This is a genomic window from Ruegeria sp. C6, from assembly GCF_056537625.1.
In genome coordinates this window covers 21985-41399 of sequence record NZ_JBQFRW010000009.1, presented here as the reverse complement: position 1 = coordinate 41399, position 19415 = coordinate 21985, and the positions used below count along the sequence as shown (strand labels likewise).

Annotated in this window: 19 protein-coding genes; 4 read left to right on the top strand and 15 right to left on the bottom strand. The window is 56.8% G+C overall.

Annotated elements, in window-relative coordinates; translation table 11 throughout:
• The first annotated feature begins 14 nt into the window (after positions 1-14).
• From ACR0MJ_RS19485 to ACR0MJ_RS19470, 4 genes are read left to right on the top strand one after another with little or no spacing between them, the layout of a single operon-like run.
• On the top strand, positions 15-1310 hold the full coding sequence (locus ACR0MJ_RS19485) for a flagellar hook protein FlgE (protein WP_480762232.1): 1296 nt from the start codon (positions 15-17) through the stop codon (positions 1308-1310).
• 33 nt (positions 1311-1343) lie between these two features.
• Entirely contained in the window at positions 1344-2795 is a 1452-nt protein-coding gene (gene flgK / locus ACR0MJ_RS19480; RefSeq protein WP_480762231.1) for a flagellar hook-associated protein FlgK, read from the top strand.
• A 2-nt stretch (positions 2796-2797) separates the two neighbouring features.
• Positions 2798-3805 (top strand): flagellin, encoded by a 1008-nt coding sequence (locus ACR0MJ_RS19475; protein WP_480762230.1) that lies wholly within the window; start codon positions 2798-2800, stop codon positions 3803-3805.
• Entirely contained in the window at positions 3802-4896 is a 1095-nt protein-coding gene (locus ACR0MJ_RS19470; RefSeq protein ID WP_170395247.1) for a flagellar basal body P-ring protein FlgI, read from the top strand. Before ACR0MJ_RS19475 ends, ACR0MJ_RS19470 begins: the two co-directional genes overlap by 4 nt.
• Before the next feature lie 38 nt (positions 4897-4934).
• Here the strand turns inward: ACR0MJ_RS19470 and ACR0MJ_RS19465 are convergent, their stop codons facing one another.
• The 15 genes from ACR0MJ_RS19465 to ACR0MJ_RS19395 form a co-directional block, all read right to left on the bottom strand.
• On the bottom strand, positions 4935-5579 hold the full coding sequence (locus ACR0MJ_RS19465; RefSeq protein ID WP_170395244.1) for a DUF1523 family protein: 645 nt from the start codon (positions 5577-5579) through the stop codon (positions 4935-4937).
• A 10-nt stretch (positions 5580-5589) separates the two neighbouring features.
• Positions 5590-5856 carry a hypothetical protein gene (locus ACR0MJ_RS19460; RefSeq protein ID WP_170395242.1) on the bottom strand — a complete coding sequence of 89 codons (267 nt, stop codon included), beginning with the start codon at positions 5854-5856 and terminating at the stop codon, positions 5590-5592.
• A 1-nt stretch (position 5857) separates the two neighbouring features.
• Entirely contained in the window at positions 5858-7195 is a 1338-nt protein-coding gene (locus tag ACR0MJ_RS19455) for a DUF6638 family protein (protein WP_480762229.1), read from the bottom strand.
• A gap of 148 nt (positions 7196-7343) precedes the next feature.
• Entirely contained in the window at positions 7344-7676 is a 333-nt protein-coding gene (locus tag ACR0MJ_RS19450; RefSeq protein ID WP_170408696.1) for a hypothetical protein, read from the bottom strand.
• Complete coding sequence (locus ACR0MJ_RS19445; protein ID WP_480762228.1) at positions 7673-9604, bottom strand: AAA family ATPase; 1932 nt, start codon at positions 9602-9604, stop codon at positions 7673-7675. The genes ACR0MJ_RS19450 and ACR0MJ_RS19445 overlap by 4 nt, the downstream gene beginning before the upstream one ends.
• Positions 9605-9679: 75 nt before the next feature.
• Positions 9680-10798: a hypothetical protein gene (locus tag ACR0MJ_RS19440; RefSeq protein ID WP_480762227.1), complete on the bottom strand. Its 1119-nt coding sequence runs from the start codon at positions 10796-10798 to the stop codon at positions 9680-9682.
• Entirely contained in the window at positions 10791-11168 is a 378-nt protein-coding gene (locus ACR0MJ_RS19435; RefSeq protein ID WP_480615160.1) for a hypothetical protein, read from the bottom strand. Before ACR0MJ_RS19435 ends, ACR0MJ_RS19440 begins: the two co-directional genes overlap by 8 nt.
• A gap of 20 nt (positions 11169-11188) precedes the next feature.
• Positions 11189-12268 (bottom strand): coiled-coil domain-containing protein, encoded by a 1080-nt coding sequence (locus ACR0MJ_RS19430; protein ID WP_170423295.1) that lies wholly within the window; start codon positions 12266-12268, stop codon positions 11189-11191.
• 210 nt (positions 12269-12478) lie between these two features.
• A complete protein-coding gene (locus tag ACR0MJ_RS19425; RefSeq protein ID WP_480762226.1) occupies positions 12479-12910 on the bottom strand; it encodes a hypothetical protein in 432 nt (143 codons plus the stop codon).
• Between the two features lie 223 nt (positions 12911-13133).
• Positions 13134-13601, bottom strand: a complete 468-nt coding sequence (locus ACR0MJ_RS19420) for an Hsp20 family protein (protein ID WP_170395206.1) — start codon at positions 13599-13601, stop codon at positions 13134-13136.
• A 122-nt stretch (positions 13602-13723) separates the two neighbouring features.
• Complete coding sequence (locus ACR0MJ_RS19415; RefSeq protein WP_480762225.1) at positions 13724-14542, bottom strand: trypsin-like serine peptidase; 819 nt, start codon at positions 14540-14542, stop codon at positions 13724-13726.
• Positions 14539-15324: a trypsin-like serine peptidase gene (locus ACR0MJ_RS19410; protein ID WP_480762224.1), complete on the bottom strand. Its 786-nt coding sequence runs from the start codon at positions 15322-15324 to the stop codon at positions 14539-14541. The genes ACR0MJ_RS19415 and ACR0MJ_RS19410 overlap by 4 nt, the downstream gene beginning before the upstream one ends.
• A 117-nt stretch (positions 15325-15441) precedes the next feature.
• Complete coding sequence (gene glcF, locus ACR0MJ_RS19405) at positions 15442-16755, bottom strand: glycolate oxidase subunit GlcF (RefSeq protein ID WP_480762223.1); 1314 nt, start codon at positions 16753-16755, stop codon at positions 15442-15444.
• Positions 16756-16758: 3 nt separating this feature from the next.
• Positions 16759-17853, bottom strand: a complete 1095-nt coding sequence (locus tag ACR0MJ_RS19400) for an FAD-binding protein (RefSeq protein WP_170736840.1) — start codon at positions 17851-17853, stop codon at positions 16759-16761.
• 50 nt (positions 17854-17903) lie between these two features.
• Positions 17904-19343 (bottom strand): FAD-linked oxidase C-terminal domain-containing protein, encoded by a 1440-nt coding sequence (locus tag ACR0MJ_RS19395; protein WP_480762222.1) that lies wholly within the window; start codon positions 19341-19343, stop codon positions 17904-17906.
• Positions 19344-19415: the final 72 nt, after the last annotated feature.

The window sequence follows — 19415 nt, the reverse complement described above, 5'->3', positions numbered from 1 at the left end:
AAAAGGGCGTACCGATGACCATATCCTCTTCGCTGAATGCCGGTGTGGCAGCGTTGAAGGCCAACGCCAACAGGCTGGCCACGATCTCTGACAACATCGCCAATTCATCGACATTTGGCTATAAAAGGGTCGAGACCGACTTTCACTCCATGGTCACATCTGGTCAGGGCGGCAGCTATTCGGCAGGCGGGGTCAGAACCACCAGCCAACGCCTGATAGATCAGCGCGGATCGCTGGTAACCACCAACAATTCAACCGATCTGGCCGTGCGCGGTAGAGGCATGCTGCCTGTCCATCCCAGTTCGCAGATCGCGTCAGGTTCAAATGAGATGCTGCTGACCACGACAGGCTCATTCCGCACCAATGAGGAGGGGTATCTGGTCACACAATCCGGCCTTGTACTTCTTGGCTGGCGTGCCAATCCAGATGGCTCGATCCCCAGCGTCCCGAGGGATACGCCCGCCGCTCTGGAACCCATTCAGCTAAGCGTTAATCAACTTTCGGGCGCCCCCACAACATCCATGAACCTGCGGATGAACCTGCCTGCAACAGCGACCGACGCCGGTGCTCCGGGTGACACGCAGCCCTTGTCGGTCGAGTATTTTGACAATTTGGGCAAGTCTGAAAGCGTCGATATCGAATTGGTCCCCACCGTTCCTGCAACCGGCAGCAGCAATGAATGGACCATGACATTGCGCGATTCAGCCTCGGGCGGCGCTGTCATCGGAGAATATACCCTGACCTTCACCGATAGCCGTACAGCCGGTGGTACACTAGCCAGCGTCACCGCCGTGACCGGCGGTGCCTATGACCCGGCAAACGGCAGCGTTGTCGTCAACGTCGCCGGCGGACCGATGGAGATCAACATCGGCCAGATCGGCGATGCGGACGGCATTACACAGCTTTCCGATACCTTTGCTCCGGTTTCGATCACACGCGATGGTTCGGCCGTTGGCACGATGACAAGCGTACAGGTTGATGAGAACGGCTATGTCTATGCTTTCTATGATACTGGGGTCAGCCGCCGGATGTTCCAGATTCCACTGGCCGATGTACCGAATCCAAACGGTCTGACGGCGTTGGACAGTCAGACCTATGCCCCCTCGCGTGACAGCGGCACCTTTTTCTTATGGAACGCGGGTGAAGGTCCAACAGGAGATCTTGTTTCTTTTGCACGCGAGGAATCGACCACCGATGTCGCCACCGAGTTGACCTCAATGATCCAGACCCAGCGGGCCTATTCCTCAAGCGCCAAGGTCATTCAGACTGTGGATGAGATGCTGCAGGAAACCACTAATATCAAACGCTGATCTGATGATTGATCAACGAAAGGGATGCGTCCGATGAATATGTCGACAGCACTGAACAACGCTCTGGGCGGGCTGAGCGCAGCCAGCCGTGGTGCGGCGGTGGTTTCAGGAAACATCGCCAACGCGTTGACCCCGGGATATGCCCGCAGATCGCTTGAACTGGCGACCAGCACAGTTTCCGGTAATGGCGTTCGTGTCGTTGGTATCACTCGGCACCAGGATCCGGTACTGATCGCAAACCGCCGTGCGACCGATGCAGACCTGATGGCAGCCAAAACCGTGGCGCAATTTCATTCAGGTTACGAGAAACTGTTGGGGGCAGCCGACGATGCCACTTCGATCTCGGCCAGACTGGCCCAATTCGAAAGCAGCCTGATTACAGCTGCAAGCCTGCCCGGCTCAGCCCAACGGTTGGATCATGCCGCCCGTGCAGGCGGTACATTGAGCACAGCGCTCAATACAGCGTCCGAAGGGGTGCGGCAAATGCGATCCGATGCGGATCGCACGATAGGCAAACAGGTCGATACGCTGAATCAGACTCTGAAAGACATCGAGAAACTGAATGCTCGTATCCCCGCTGTCCGCAATTCGGGCGGTGATATTGGCGCGCTGTTGGATCATCGTCAGATTCTGGTCGATCAAGTCAACGAGTTGGTGCCTGTCAACGCGATCGCGCGCGATAATGATCAGATTTCCCTCTATTCCGATGGCGGGTTGATCCTGCTGGAAGGAACCGCGGCCGAGTTTTCGTTCTCGACCACAGGCGATACCATGCCGCATATGACCGTTGGCAACGGGTTGCTGTCCGGGCTTGAGATCAACGGCCGACCCGTTCGCGTGAGCGGAGAGTTCGCCCAAATCCGAGGCGGCGCATTGATGGCCCAGTTCTCGGTCCGCGACGAACTAACCGTCGAAGCGCAAGCCGATCTGGACGCCGTCGCCCGCGACCTAATCGAGCGGTTTGAAACCACCGGGTTGGACCCGACCGCTGCCGCGACCGATCCGGGCGTCTTCACGGATGACGGCAGCCGCTTTGATCCGGTTTCTGAAACCGGTCTTGCGTCGCGCATCTCACTAAATGTTGTGGTCGACCCGGATGCAGGGGGTGACAGCTGGAAACTGCGCGCGGGTCTGGAGGCTTTGACCCCCGGTGCGCCGGGTGATGCCAGCCAGTTGCAAGCATTTGGGGCCGTTCTGACCGACTCACGCCCGGCCCCCAGCGTGGGATTTGGGACAGGCACGATGCGCGCGGCCGAGATCGCCGAGGCGTTGCTTTCCAAAGCCGGGGCAAACGCACACACAGCTGACCAGCGCAGCAGTTTTGCAGCAAACGCGCAGCTGGAAATGCAAAAAGTCGTCGCGGAGCAAGGTGTTGACAGTGACGCGGAACTGCAGCGCTTGATGCAGATCGAGCAGGCCTATGCCGCAAACGCACGCATCGTCGCTGTCGTGGATGAACTGATGGATACCCTGTTGAGGTTATGAACATGACACTGAATTCGATCGGGGATCTGGCCCGCGGCCTTACCCTCAGAACTCGCAGCGCCGAGATCAAATCACAAATCGAAACACTGTCGTATGAGATGTCCACCGGCAAGGTACAGGATATCTCGGGTCGTCTTGGTGGTGATTACTCGCACCTACTGGATCTAGATCGCAGCCTGGAACGGTTGGACGCGCTTTCCATCGCCACCGCCGAGGCGCAGCTATTCACGGACGCAATGCAATTGAGCTTGACAACGCTAAGCGGCTCGGTCGCCGAGATGTCAGCGTCGCTGCTATCATTCGGCACGGCGAACCAGACCGTGACACATGAACAAGCATCGGTTCAGGCACGAAATGAGCTCGACACAATGATCTCAGCCCTGAATACGCGGGCGGGAGGGCGCAGCCTGTATTCTGGAACATCGACTGACGTCTCACCTCTGACCTCCGCTGAAACATTATTGACAGCGCTGCAGGCCGAATTGATAGGGCTGACCTCCCTAACAGATATCCAACAGGCCGCTGAGGATTGGTTCAACGACCCCGCCGGATTTGATGCGGTGATATATCAAGGTGGTACGGGCACCTTGGCTCCGATGCAGATTTCCGAGAACGAGCGGATCACGCTTCCGATCATTGCGACAGACCCCGCGCTCAAGGACGCTTTGCGCGATGTTGCGGTTGCGGCTCTGGCCACAAATGATGCGCTTGGATGGACGCCTGATCTACGAACCGCAATGTTCACGCAGCTTGGTGTTGAGCTGGCCAATACACAGGATGCGACGGTCAATTTGCGCGCCCAGGTCGGCGCGGCTGAGGCGCGTGTGGAGCAAGCCGCAACGCGCAACGCCGCCGCAAAGACCAGCGCTGAGCATGCGCGCAATGCGTTGATCGCTGCAGATCCCTATGAGACTGCGGCACAGTTGCAAACCGTGCAGTTCCAACTGGAGAGTCTGTATTCCGTGACCGTTCGCAATGCCAACCTGTCACTGGTGAATTTCTTAAGATGAAGATACTCGCATTCCTTTTGATAGTCTTACCGTGCATTGCCAATGCCGGGGCAATACGCCTGAAAGATCTGGTGGATTTCGACGGTGTCCGCGGCAATGATCTGGTTGGCTACGGCCTTGTGGTTGGCCTGAATGGCACCGGCGACGGCTTGCGCAATTCTCCGTTCACCGAAGAGATTATGTCCAACATTCTCGAACGGCTGGGTGTAAACGTGAATGGCGAAGATTTTCGCCCCAAAAACGTCGCCGCCGTTTTGGTCACCGCCACCCTACCACCCTTCGCGCGCGTCGGCGGTCAGATTGACGTCACCGTCTCTGCCATTGGAGATTCCAAAGGACTTCTTGGGGGGACATTGATCATGACACCCCTGAATGCAGCAGATGGTCAGATTTATGCCGTGGCGCAAGGGACAGTGCTAGCCGGAGGCGCTGCGGTTGAAGGCGAAGCAGCGTCGGTTGTAAGCGGGGTGCCGACATCGGGCGTCATACCCTCGGGCGCGCGTGTGGAGCGCGAGATCGATTTTCAGCTTGCTGATTTGACTCAATTCAGACTGGCGCTGAGAGAACCGGATTTCACGACCGCAAGCCGCATTGAGGCCGCCATCAACAGAGAATTCAACCGCGCCGTCGCACTCATGCGCGATTCCGGCACTGTGGAGTTGAGCATTGAGGCGACGCGGGCCGTATCAACCGCGCATGCGATTGGACGTATTGAAAACATACTGGTCGAACCCGAAAGCAAGGCCCGCGTCGTGGTGGATCAGAGATCCGGCACAATTGTTATGGGTCGGGACGTCAGGATTTCACGCGTCGCGGTATCGCAGGGCAACTTGACCCTCACAGTCGAGGAAGCCCCGATTGCTGTTCAGCCAAATCCGTTTGCGCGAGGCGAAACAGTCGTTGTTCCGCGCACCTACGCTGGGATCGAAGAGGAAGAAGGAACGGGGCTTGCAGAAATCCCCGAGGCAACCACCTTGTCCGAAGTGGTCGCCGGGTTGAACGCCTTGGGCGTGTCGCCACGCGATATGATCGACATCCTGAAAACCATCAAAGCTGCCGGGGCACTTCATGCAGAGTTCATCGTGAGATGAGCAGTCAGACCACAGCGCACGCCTTTTGGTGTACCACTTTACTTGGATTTCCAACTGTCCAGCCAGCGGCGAAAGCCCTTGCGCTTTTCATCTATTGCATCACCAGCGGCGTAAAGACCATCTTCCATGTTCTCCAAAACAGGATCGATCTTCTTTTGCCGAAACCGCCGCCATCGAACCCAGATGGCCCAAACCAGCGCAGCAAACACAGTTAGGAAGACGATATTGAACCACGGGATGATGCGGACATCCGGCCCCTCGACATGCCGGATGAAAATTGCGTTGGGAAAAATCGACATGAACTCATTGCGCCAGCCGTAATGCGTTACGACCACCCAATCGGGGTTATCTTTGGTCGACTTGGCATCGTTGGCCTCGGTGTAAAGATTCGCAGTGTCGAACTTGAAATAAGGCGGCCAGCCCCAACCGGTGTCTTCGTTGCGATAGACAATGGGCTTCCCGTTGGCGCGTACGGCCTGAATGAACTGTACATCGCGGTTTGACAGGCTGGTGGATTGATCTTCAGGCTCGGACCAGAAAATTCGCGTCCAGTCCGTCAGGTCCTGACGTTCCTCATAGGTGTTGACGATCCGCACCACATCGTGCTGCGGTAGGGAATACTGCAAGATCACGGCGATCGTGCCCCAGAAGATGATAATGAACGCCCATTTCACATAGGCCATGCCTTAACCCTCACATGTAATTCACGATGTAGATCAGCGCGCCAATCGCCACCCAAGGTACAATATAGACACCCAAAATCAGTTTGCGCCGGAATGAGTTGTCGTAGACGTGCAAACCACGCGCAACAAACGCTTCTTTGTTACCGGTTTTGCCCTTTTCGTCCCACCACGTCTCCAACTTTCGCCGCCTAACTCCTCGCGAATAAAAGGACAGCGCGAAATAGGCAATCGTCTGGATCACCAGCAGGATCAGAAACAGGCGCATCGCTCCGAACATCTTAATCTCTCCTGACCGCGCCCCAAGGGCCGACCCGTGCGATCACTGTTTCGCTGACCCGGTCATTGCCGGTCATGTCCGGTTCATGACCAAATAGAGCCGCCCGCGCGCCTGCCTTGTCCACCTGATACTCGCGGGCAAGGAAGTCGGCAACATAGGCTTTCTTGGTCTCGGGCCAGGTCCTGTAAGTACTATAAAACAATTCCTTGTGGCAGATGAACATCTGCCGCGGATCCAGCGGAGCCAATTCGGTCAACAGCATATTCACCAGATCGCGGTTCGGCGTATCGGCTGCGCGCAATGTGTAGAAATAAGCGGGATGATCCGAGGTGATGCGTGGCCAGCGCCCGCCATCCGTCGCCCAGCGCAACAGTTGCGCGAGGCCGTGATAGGCTTCGGGCAGCCGGTCCGAGTGGTTGCGGGCGAGGCGGCGCATATCGCTGCGATCCAACCCGGTCAGATCGACATCGGCATCTGCTGCGGCAGCAATGGTCAGAAAGTCCATTTTCTGCTGCAGTATCGCAGCAGCATCCACGCCGCGCGCTTTGACAATCGGTTCAACCAGATCGTTGTAGTCCAGAAACTTTGCGATCTGGTTCCGCTGCGACGGGCCAAAGACATATTTGATCGGCATATCGTCAGGCTTTTCGCCCATGCAAATCGCCGCCGGGTGATCCATATCCGAGAACAGGTAGAGCCCGCCAAAGTGTGCCGTCCAGAAATTACGCTGCTCGAATGCGGTATGGCGCAGGCGAACGGGATTGCGAGTGACGTCGCCGGTTTCCTTGGCCGTTTCGATCATCTTGGCGATCAGCACATCGTCGAACCATGCATCCTCTTCGGTTTTGAAACGTTCGACCATGCCCGCTAGCTGCTGGGCCTTGCGTAGGGTGCCGCCTGCGGTGTCGGCCTCGATCTCGATCTTGCTCAGGTTCAACAGGTCGCGCGGCGTGCTGAGTTTGATGACCGAGTTCACCAGCTCTCCGGCCACCGCATCGGCGGCGGTCAAGGCAAACAGTTGCGCCTCGTTCATATCGATGAATTCGCGCAGGATATCGCGCGAGGTCGAGAATTTGACGTTCAGCAAAGGCGCGCGTTTCTGCTCGGTCGTCAGCAGGATGAACTGCCGGTTAACCCCGTTGGGGTTGAGGTAGAGCTCATCCTCCAGCTCAATCCCCACCTCTGGCGAATAGCCCGAGATATCGACATGGAAATCCGTTAACGCCGTAGTCTTGCCCGTCAGATGCTGCAGCGCGCGGTTATACCGCTTGACCAGAGCCGGGCTGGAGATGTGGATGAGATTGCCGAACATCAGGCCTTTTTCGATGAGGCGGATCATAACAATTGCCTTCCCGCGCAACGGTAGCGATGCGCCCGGCCTGAGGGTGGGTGCGGAACGCGCCCGCCCTGGGGGCCGGGTCGGGCGCGTCGCGGCTGCGCCGCGATATCACTCTCAAACAGAAACCTGTACTCCAAGAATTCGAAACTCATGCTCGCAGTCCTTTTGCAAATGCAAAAATGATCGCGAAACCAAGGGGTACTGCAATCAACCAGAACTGTAGCTGAAAATAGACCATTACATCTGCGGGATTTGCGTTGCCAACGTCCACGGCAAATCGGTCGACAAAAAAATCCATCAAAGTGTAGCTGGTAAGAATTGCCAGAACAGCGCAAACCGCGCCATATACGAAGAAAGGAAGAAAACATTTCTTTCCGCTTTCTTTAGCCGCACGAGATGTTCGATAGGCTCGGAACCCTATTGGAATAGCAACCACAGTGCTCAGTAGAAGAGGCAGACCTATAGCGATCAAATAATTCACCCCTTCCCCTCCAGATACCGCCGCTTGGCCTCTTCCATCCGACCCATCTCACGCACTGCGTTTTCGATGGCGACCTCGTCACTCTTGTCGGCATAGCGGAATTCGCTGTCGGCGTAGCGGTTGATCTCCTGGATTACCATTTCCACCGTGATCGGCTGGCGCAGGTCGTCGATCATCGCCTTCTTGGTGTCGTAGTCGCGGAACAGGAACAGGTCGGGGTTTTCCATCCACTCGTCGGGCAGTTCGAAATCCATCGCGCGGACCTTGACCGCGTCGGTGATGTTCTTGATGGCGCGGCCGGTGAACCGCTCATCCGCCTGTTGGATCGCTTTGAGGTAGGTGCCTAGCTTAGCGATCGTGTCCATCTGGCCGATGTCGCCGGACACCCGGTCATAGACCTGCAACAAGGCGTCCTCATGCGGGCGGGAATGACTTTCGAAACTGGCGGCGACGGCCTTTTTGATTTCCTGCGCGGCATAGGCTTCGTGCTCGCCCAGCGGGATGTCGTGGTTGCGGCCCATCAGCAGGTGCAGGATGTCGATGTAATCCTCGCGCGTTTGCGGCCCGTCCACCAGAAACCGCGCGCCCGCCCGCTGGCGTAGGGCGTCATCCACATTCTCGGGGTAGTTCGAGAACATGCCAAAGGTGCAGTTGCCGCGCACGACAGTGTTGGCGCCTGCAAAGCTCTCCATCAGCACGGCGGTGATTTCCAGCTGCCCGGCTGACGACTGCCGATCGCCGCGCTTGCCCGCAAGCTGGTCGATATCGTCGATTGTGCCGAAACCGATGACCGAGGGGTCGATGATCGTATTTATGAATGCCTTGGCGTTCTGGCCGGATTTGCCCTGATAGCTGTCGATGTTGTCGGTGCTCAGGTTCTGGTAGCGGAACGGATAGCCCGCGTTCTGGCAATAGTCGTTGATCAGCCCGGCCATCATCTGGATCAGCGTGGTTTTACCGGTGCCCGGTTTACCGTCACCCATGAAGGTGAAGATGAACCCGCCAAGCTCGGCGAACGGGTTCAGGCGGCGGTCGAAATCATAGGCCATGACCATCTTGGCCAGCTTCATGGCCTGATACTTGGCGATATGGTTGCCCACCACCTCGTTCGGTTTCTTGAACGTCATGGTCAGAGTGGTGGATTTGGCCTTGGAGGCCGGTTCAAACCCTCGGATCGTCAGGTCATCGGCCTCGATATGCCACGCGGCATTCTGGAACGGGGCTAGATGGCCGGCCGATTGCGCGCGCAGGGCGGCTTTCTCCATCAATTGCTCGGCATAGGCGCTGGTGGCCGCGATCAGTTGGGCATCATCGGGGGCGTGTTTGGCAATGGTCTGGTCCAACTCCCACAGCGCGCCGTGCAAGGCGAGTTGGCCGTTGTCGGTCAGGACCTCTTCGATCTCACCGATATCGACAGTGGTCTCTCCCAGATGCGAGGAGATCAAGTACGCCAGCGCATTGCCGAAGGTGTGCGAGGTGATCAGAGCCTCGGCAGTCAGCAGTTCCGAGAATTCGGTCTTGCGGGCGGCAGGTAGATCTCCGGCCAAATTCGCGCGCTTCAGATCCGCCAGCGGAGTCTGTTCCGCATAAGCCTCGGCCACGGCCAGAGCGATTGCGATGGCACGTCGTATCGCCTGTTGCAAAGTCGCCTGTGGCGGCGAGACCAGAGTATCCCCGTCATCTGACGCTTCGATCCGTTCGCCTAGATGCACCCCGTCCCTGCGGGCAGTACGGCGTGTCACCAGACCCGGCGTCGTCGACCGAAACCGCCGCCCGGTAGAGACACCAGGGGATCGTTCGACAGTCGTTTCAACCGCTTTGGCAATACGCGGAGCGTGCTCGAAACCGCTCAGCAAAGCGGTCGCTGCCGGATAGTGCTTACGAATGTCGTCTTCGCGCAATTCCATCTGATCTGACGTCAAACTCATGTTTTTCCTCGCAATGCCGGGCTGAAGCCCGGCCTACTCTTATCACGTAGGGCGGGCTTCAGCCCGCCTCTGGTCTCAATATCTCAACACCTGTCCGGCCTTGCTGACCACGAACTTGCGCACATCGGCAAAACCCAGCGGATTGCGTTCGGCCAGCACCTGAAACGGACGCTGGGGCAGGATGATCGACCGCTGGGTACGGGTAGCGCCGGTTTCGGCCCCCTGCCCGCCGAACGGATCCAAGGCAAAAACCTCGCGTTCGACGGTCGAGAACCATCCGGCCCGCTCTTCGATCACATCTTCGCTTTCCAGCTCTTCCGTGGTCCAGGCCAGCGCCCAATCCTGACCTTGCGGAGATTGCGCATCCTCCAGCACCTGCCGCAGGGGGCCGGATTGTTCGGTATAGGCCGAGGAATACATTGGCCCCACATGAATGCGGCGCAGGTGTTTGGGGTGCAGGTCGTCGAAATCCTGATCGAACCCTTTGGCTATGGTCACCAGTTTCAACCCGCCCAGAGACTGCGCCATCAGATGCGCCTGCACTTCGGGCCAGCGGCGTTGGTCTTTGGGAAGGGCGGTTTTGCCGCTGTCCTCCAACTGCATCAGATAGATGACCGGCAGGTTGATCTGGCTGTCATAGACCGCCCAGTGGATCATGAACTTGCGCCGTTCGCCCTCATTCCCGATCCAGTGACATTCGGGATCATTGCGGGCCCAGAACAGCTGACCCTTCAGCAATTCCTCATAATAGAGCCTTTGGGACAGCGCGAATTGCAGCTTGGTCGGGATCTCCTGATCACCGATGATCGTGCGGACCATGTCGGTTTTCAGATCATCCTCGGAGGGCATATTCGCCAGATGCACCTGCGCCTGCTGCGCGTCATTGGCCATCGTCAACAGCTCGGCCGCAACCGGAAATCCGCTGTCGCGCTTGTCCATGGCGAGGCTGCCAAAGAACCGCCCCGTATCGCGCCCGACCAGCAGGTATTTCATACTGAGCGCCCGGAAGGTGTAGAGCAGCCCCGAGAGGTAGCGCGACACGATCCGCACCTCTTGCTTCGAGATGGCACCCTCAGCCTCCATCGTCGCGGCCACGCGCAGGAGGTGGACGGTGATCACCTCGAATTTGCGGAAATAACGGCGCGAAGCGAAGGTGTCGGTCAGGCCGATATGGTCTTGGGTGGGGTCAGTCATGCGATTCTTTTGGCTCAAATGGTCCCGCTACTTCTCGATGCAAAAAAGGCCAGAATCCTCTTTCGTTACCTTGGATCATTGGATCGCCAATGAGTTGCTTGCCGAACCAAGCCCCAATTCGAATTCCGAAGGCCCATTCGATCAGACAGAAGTATTTCCAAGATACCCAAAGAAGTAGCGGGAAGAATACGTTGACCATCCTAACCCAAAGCCATACGAATATCGGCAGTCCCAACCCAATAGCCGAAACTATCTGAACAAGTTGCCAATTGGGGGAACCTGCAGATTGATAAGTCACGAAACCTACTACCAGGCATGTTAGCGCCGTCAGAAACAGGACCGTCGCAAGCAAAAGAGTCGTTGTTTTCATTGTAACTCCCGACCCTTTCCTCAACCCCCATACAAATTCTTATCATGCTTCTCGACAATCGAGGCGAACCGGCGGGCAAAGCGTTCATCCGCCTTGGCCTTTTTCTCCAGCACGTCGCGGGCAAAGACCATGTGGTCCTCATGTGCCTCAAGCATGTCGGCCATTTTCTGGTTGGTCGCGGTGCCGATGGCGGCCATGGCGGTCTGAGCCTCTTGGTCGGTTTGTACGCCGATCTCGTTGATGCGGTGGGCCACGTCCTGTTGCTGCGCGGTTTTCAAAGACTTGGTCAGGGCATCATACAGCACCACGCGTTGTTGCGTGTCTGTCTGCAGCTTGTTGATCAGCACCATCTGCGTCGCCGCCTGGTTTTGCAGTGAGTCGACCCAGGTTTTGCCCTTTTCGATATAGCGTTCCAGCGTCTGGGATTTGGCCAACTTGACCTGCTCTTCCTGAACCTTGGCGTTGTATTGCTTGTTCAACTCGGCCAGTTCGGTTTCTAGCTGGGTGCGCGCGGCGGCGTCCTGTTCAACGCTGATCTTGTTTTCCAGAGTAATGATCGTTGGGTCCATACCCTGAATCTCGGCGCGCAGTGCTTCCAACTCGGCCACCGTAGCCTCACGGTCATCCAGAGTGACAGTCAGGTTGTCTTCGACCTTGACGCGCTGTTCCTCCAGTACCGACAACTGCCCTTCCAGCAACTTTACGATCACATCGGACTTGGCGATCAGGTCCTGCAGCTTGTCATCAATATTGGCGGTGCGCATGCGTTCCTGCCGCATGGACTCGGATTTGGCCTTGGCGAAGATGCCGACGAACGACTCCCACCCGGTTTTCGAACGCATTTCGTCGAAATCCTTGGAAAACGCGTTGGTCACGTCGTCGAGCCCCATGATCAGCTCAGCGATGTTGGCGTTCATCACCTCGGTATGGGCGTGCACATCTTCCAAAGTGGCATTTTCAATGTCGATATCTGCCTCTGCGGTTCCGATCTTGGCACGCGCCGCTTCGATCCGTGAGGTCAAGCCTTCAATCTGCGACTGGCTTTCGCGGACTTTCTGTTGCGTCTCTTGAATCAATGCTTCGAATTGCTGGTTCGACATCTGCTATCCCTATTCTTCTTATCATCCAATGACATAGAGAATGTTATGGCAATTTACATCCCCTTGGGTCTCCAAATCACCAAGACTGTGACAAACTCGACGCCAAAAAGATAGACGCAGAGACAAGGCCGAGACACATTGCCTGCTGGTTTTCAGAAGGGAAAATAGAAGCGCTTGGTTTTCTTAAGTTGAAGCTGCCGATGGGCAAGCTCAGTAGTTCGAATACCGGAAATTAACCACAGAATCATCTTGAATAGCGCAATGGGCTTTTATGTGGCTCCGCGCATCATTGCTGTCCTTTGAGCGCGCGACCTCCAAATCAATCAGATCGATGCCATCAGAATTCGTCGTATAGGAAAGCGTCCGCTCAAAATCGACGGCATAGTAGCCTTGATTGCTCATGGCGGTGTGGGTCCGATGCATACAAAGCCCGATCGCATTCTCCTCGGGCGAAACGTGCGGGTGCTTCTGGTATTTTGATCCGTGCTTGTGATGGTGTTTGGCGATCGACGCTCCCAGCACACCCAACGCGACCCCAGCGATAAGCGCTCCGGTATCGTTGGCACGGGTTGGTGTCGCGGTCAGTGTGGTCGATGCAACAACGGCACAGACTATAGCGGCAAAAACGGATTTCATTCGCATCTATTTCGTCTCCCTCTGTAGGCAGTGAACAAAATTCAGTTCATTGAAGTGTTCCAGAAGAGACTAGCCTGACGACCTAAACTATTGCCAGATTTTCGTGAAAACGTGTTGCCCACCAAGTCCTTGTTGCGATGGATACAACTTCGCCCCGCGCCTGGAGGAACGCGGGGCGTGTGGTGCGACAATCCAGAGAGGCGGGACTGTCGCTAAGTGATCAACAGCCTCAGTTCACGGCTTTGGCGTCAACCACGTCCTTTTCAATGGCCTTGCCAGACGAAATTTCGATCCGGCGCGGTTTCAGCGCTTCTGGCACTTCGCGCTTCAGATCGATGTTCAGCATGCCGTTTTCATGGCTCGCGCCGGTGACACGAACGTGGTCGGCCAGAGCAAAGCGGCGCTCGAACGCGCGGGTGGCGATGCCACGGTGCAGGTAGCTGCGCTCTTTTTCGTCCGAAGCTTTCTTGCCGGAAACCACCAGAGAATTTTCCTTTACCTCAACCGACAGATCGGCCTCGGAAAACCCTGCAACAGCGACCGAAATGCGGTAGGTATCAGCATCGGTCTTTTCGATGTTGTAAGGGGGATAGCTGGGCTGAGCCACGTCATTGGTCAAAACCCGGTCCATCATGTCTGCAATCTGGTCGAAACCGATGGTTGCGCGGTGAAGTGGTGCGAAGTCAAATGTACGCATGTCGTATCCTCATCTTTGAGCGATTCACGAAATTGCCCTCCGAAATGGACGGGCGGTGATTTATGCCGGACCCCAGCTTTGGCGATCCAGTAAAACTCAGATGGGAAGTAAAAGGACTGGGTTCAAGACCCGCCCGCGCTGAGGAATTTAGCACCCGAACTGGACTTGGCTGAACCCGGCTGCAATCTGCGGATTGTTGCCGTGGGTCGGGGCGCGTCACGACGCAATATCGCCTTGAGTTCCGAGACAATCCCCGACAGCTCCATCCCGTAGCCGATCTTGCGTTGACCATCCGATGCGCCCGCCGAAACAACCGACAGGATCTGCCAACGCGGGCCTTTTTTTGCTAAAATAGCGGAGCCCGACGAACCGAATGTAATATCGCAATCAAAGCTGATCAGCCCCTGCCCGCGTTGCAGGATGCGGCAAGAGCGTTGGCGCGTGATCGCCTCGGCCCGACCGCGACCATACGAGGCGACGCTGATTTCGCTGTCGCTGACGCGGCCGCTGTGCAGGGCGAACGGATCAGCAATCGAATAGGGAACCGGCTCTTCTAGCCGCATTAGAGCCACATCAATTCGAACACGTGACGCCGATACCGGCGCATTGGCAACAAAATCGGGATGGGTCGCAATCTGGATGACCTTGCGATCCGCAAGCGCCTGACCGTCGCTCAAACCGGCGCGAAAGGTCAATTCACCGGGGGCATAGGGTTTTCCAGTGGCCTTGCTCACAGCGCAATGCGCCGCTGTCAGCACGATGTCCTTTGCGATCAAAGTACCGGTGCAAAAGCCCTGTTCGCCGATATCCAGACGTCCGACCGCCTCCCACCCATACAGATCATCGCGATCCGTCAGTCGGCGCTTGCTACTGGTCTGGGCCTGCGCGGCAGTTACGAGAATAGAAACAAGCAAGGTGATACTTAGAAAAACACGCATCATGGCTTAAGGAACTTTGCTCCGAGGTTTTTGGTGTTGTTGTCCAATGTGGCGTTCATACCCCGCCCCTGCGAAAGCTCGGCCCGCAACAATTCCAGCGATTCATCCAAGGCGGTGCCCAGCGCAACGCGTTGACCCTGCAATTCGGCCTTCGCTGCAACGACCGACACAATGCGGGGCCGCTCACCGTCAAACGAAAAGATCGGCGCGCCGGATGCCCCGAAATCCACGTTGCAGGACATAACCAGAATTCCAGCCTGTCGCCCAATGACGGAACAGACTTCCTGCAATGCTGGCGCTTCGGCGCGGTCATGCGCGTACGAGACAACCCCCACCTCTTGACCGCGGGTAGGACGGCGTCCGGTTTCGAAAGGAATGACCGAGGTGTTGCGGATCGGCTGCCACAGCTCGATCAGCGCAATATCATGACGCACCCGCGTTGCTGAAACATTGCCTTCATAAACATAGTCGGGGTGAACCACTGTTCGACGCGCCGGACGATAAGCCGAGGCGGAACCGAGGCGCCAACCGGCCAGAAACTCTATCCGGGCCGGATTAATTCGCTGTTTCGTGGTCTTGTCGTACAGACAATGCGCAGCCGTCAGTACCAGAGTCGGAGATATCAGCGATCCGGTACAAAACCCGGTGCCGTCGATATCCAGCCGACCAACTGCCATCCACTCGCGCCCAGCATCGGTGGTTTCCAGGCTCCTAAGCCCAGTATCCTGCGCCTGTCCTGCCAAGGGCAGCAAGCTGAAGACAATAGCCGTGATCCAGTTGCGCACGCGGGTCTCCGGTCATGGGGTCCGACCAAGATTCGTATGCCGTTGGTGCGGCGAAAATAGGGCAATTGCCCCTTGGATGAAATTCAACCGGACCTGATGCGCGGGTGCAGCAATCGATCAACGCAGTTGGGGTACCCCAGCCATGCCGCCGCGCAATGCGCGCGGTTCCGGCCCTCCGGTGGCCCAGTCCAGCAACTCGACTGTGTGGACAACGGGCGTGTCAGTCCCAGAGCCGATTTGCATCATGCATCCGATGTTACCTGCCGCGATAACATCAGGATTCCTAGCCTCAAGCGTGCGCACTTTTCGTTGTTTCAACTGACCCGAAATCTCAGGCTGCATCAGGTTGTAGGTTCCTGCACTGCCACAGCACAAATGACTATCTTTAGGCTCTAACACTGTGAATCCAGCAGATTTCAGCAGGTTCTTGGGATAAGAGGTAACCTTTTGCCCATGCTGCAATGAACACGCCGCGTGGTAGGCAACAACCAGTTCTTTCTTGTCGCTGTCCGGCATCTCCAGCTGCACCAAAAGCTCACTGATATCCATCGCCAGGGCGGATACACGCCCCGCATCCGCCGCCAGCGGATCACTGCGGAACATGTGCCCATAATCTTTGACCGTGGTACCACACCCCGAGGTGTTGATCACGATCGCGTCCAGACCATCACCATCCATTTCGCGTGTCCAAGCCCGGATATTGGCTGCAGCAGACGCATGGCTTTCACCGGTTTTACCCATGTGATGGGTTAATGCGCCACAACAGCTGGCACCTTCGGCGACAACGACCTCGCAGCCCAATCGGGTCAGCAGGCGAATCGTGGCGTCGTTGATGTCGGTGTTCAGCGCTTTTTGCGCACAGCCCGTCATTAGGGCGACGCGTTTCTTCTTAGCGCCTTTTGCTGCAAAGCTCTGAGGGTCATCATTGCGACTGACTGGTGGAATATATCTCGGCGCCATGTCCAGCATCGCCTTTAGCCGGGCATCCGGCATCAGAAACCGGAACGGACGACCCAGCTTTGCCCCGATTAGAGCCCAGCGAAAGCGAGCCGGATAAGGCAGGATTCTGGTCAATATCCAGCGCAGAGCCCGATCCGAGAACGGGCGTTGGTAGTTGTCTTCGATATATTCCCGTGCGTGGTCCACGAGGTGCATGTAATGCACGCCCGAGGGGCACGTGGTCATGCAGGCGAGGCAGGATAGGCAGCGATCGATATGCTTGACAGTCTTTTCGTCCGGAACACGCTCATTCTCCAACATGTCCTTGATCAGATAGATGCGCCCGCGAGGGCTGTCCAACTCATCGCCTAGCACCTGATAAGTCGGGCAGGTTGCTGTACAGAAACCACAGTGAACACAATTTCGGAGTATCTCGTTGGATCGCTGAATCGCTGGGTCTTGCAACTGCTTTTCGGTAAATTTCGTCTGCATCGCCTACCCCATCAGACCCGGATTGAACACGTTCCGAGGGTCAAATCTCTTCCGAATTGCCTTTGTTAGAGCCTGAATCTGCGTGCTCTCCGGTTGGAACCGCCCAAATTCAACAATGGTGTCAGCCTCTGCACGTACCAGCGTTGCATGTCCTTCAAAGTGACCCAGTCGTGCACGCAGATCGGTGCCCTTTGGCACCAATACCCAGATCAAGCCCCCGCCCCAGTCAAATAGGGTTCGATCCGCGTCTATCCGTTCTGCAAGGCTGGCTGCATCGCCGGGTTTCACCGATAAGCGCCAGACATCACCTTGCAGATCCTTAAACGCACGCAGATCACGCAGATCGACCCAGCGGTTCCTCGAATTCTCTAACTCGGTGCATTCGCCCCCAAGGATTTCGCGCAATCGACCTACCCGATAGGCAACCGAGTCGGCAAATCCTTCGATCCGCAACAGCGCCTGCCCACCCAGTGGATCATAGGCTGCGCTGCTCACCTCGAAGGGGGATTTCAGGGCAGTGGACATGAGATCAACTGCGGTTCCTACATCAGCGGCCCCGACTGCCAGAGTGGTCTCGATCTCAGGTCTAGGCAGCACTTTCAGTGAGACCTCGGACAGCACCCCTAGCGTGCCCCAGGAACCCGCCATGAGCTTGACCAGATCGTAACCGGTGACATTCTTCATCACCCGCCCGCCATTCTTGATCACCTGCCCCAACCCGTCGACATAACGTACGCCCAACAGGAAATCTCGGCACGCGCCAGCCTGAATTCGACGCGGCCCCGAGATGTTGGCCGCGACAACACCGCCGATTGTCGGTTCCCCCGTGGTGCCCAGCAAACCGCGATGATCCATCGGCTCGAACGCCAGTTGCTGGCCCTCGGCCTCCAAAGCCGCTTCGATCTCAGTCACTGGAGTCCCGGCATGCGCGACCAGAGTCAATGCGCCCGGCTCATACTGTGTAATTCCGTGCAGTCCTGACAGGTTCAGCACAGGCTCGGGCCCATCAAGGCCGCGCGTGCCGCCTCCGGCAATATGCACTGGGCCATCCAGGCCGGCAACGATGTCCGCAAGTTCAGCCTCGGTTTCAGGTGTCATGGCACTTCATCTTTTCGCAAATACTCTGGGTATTGATGGGGAAGGCTCATCTATTCCGCGGCCATCCTGCGCGTGGCAGACGCCTTTAGCGGAAACACCTTGGCTGGGTTCAACAGCCAATTCGGGTCAAACACATCTTTCACCGCCATCTGCGCCTCAAGATCCTGTGGTTCATATTGGTGTGTCATCAGATCACGCTTTTCGATGCCGACCCCATGCTCACCAGTCAGGCAGCCCCCCGCATCAACGCAAAGCTTCAGGATGTCCGCCCCGAACGCCTCACATTTCTCAAGATCGCCGGGTTTGTTGGCGTCAAACAGGATCAAGGGGTGCATGTTGCCGTCACCAGCATGGAACACATTGCCGACTGGCAGGCCATAGTCTTTGCTCAGCTCCCCGATCCGGCGCAGGACGAAGGGTAGCGATGAGACCGGGATCGTCCCATCCAGACACATATAATCGTTGATTTGCCCCATCGCGCCGAAGGCCGATTTCCGCCCCAGCCAGATACGGGCGCTTTCATCAGCCGATTGGCTTTCTCGCAGCTCAACCGGATTATGCCGCTTGGCGATCTCGATAATCTTCGACAACTGGCTATCGATCTCTGCCTCTGATCCTTCAACTTCGACAATCAGCAACGCCTCGCAATCAGGATAACCCGCTTGGGCGAAATTCTCGCAGGCTCGAATACAAAGGCGGTCCATGAACTCGATCGCGACAGGCAATATGCCCGATTTGATTATGTCAGAGACGCATTGACCGGCTACTTCATTATCGTCAAAGCCCATCAGAACGGGACGCGCGCCCTCAGGTTTGCGCAGGATGCGCAACGTTGCTTCAGTTACGACACCCAATTGCCCTTCGGATCCGCAGATAACACCCAACAGGTCCAACCCGCCAGCGTCCAGATAGGCACCTCCAATTTCGACCACGCTGCCATCCATCATAACCATAGTCACACCCATCAGATTGTTGGTCGTCACCCCGTATTTCAGGCAATGCGCGCCGCCGGAATTCATCGCGATATTCCCGGCAATGGCGCAGGCAAGCTGGGATGAGGGATCGGGAGCGTAAAAGAAATCCTCTTCTTCAACGGCACCGGTTACACTCAGGTTGGTTCGGCCGGATTGCACTTTGATAAACCTGTTGTCGTAATCGATTTCCAGAACTTCGTTCATCCGTGCAACGCCTAGAATCACACAATCTGCCGTCGGCAGGGCGCCACCGGCCAATGACGTGCCCGCGCCGCGCGGTACAACCGGCACACCCAGTTCATGGCAAATGCGCAAGACATCGGAAACCTGCTGCGTGGTCGAAGGCAGTACAGCCAGCATTGGCGGGCATTTATAGGCGGTCAGCGCATCACATTCATAAGCCCTGGTCTCGGCCTCTTCATGGATAACAGCATACTTCGGCAGCACTTGCTGTAGTCGCGCAACCAATGCCTGCTTGCGTGCTAAGACATCCGGATTTGGCTTGGGCATTTCCATCGCTGATCCTCCATTTGGTAAAATTATATTACCAATTTTATCGACTGGCAAGTTGCCGAATCCAACAATAGT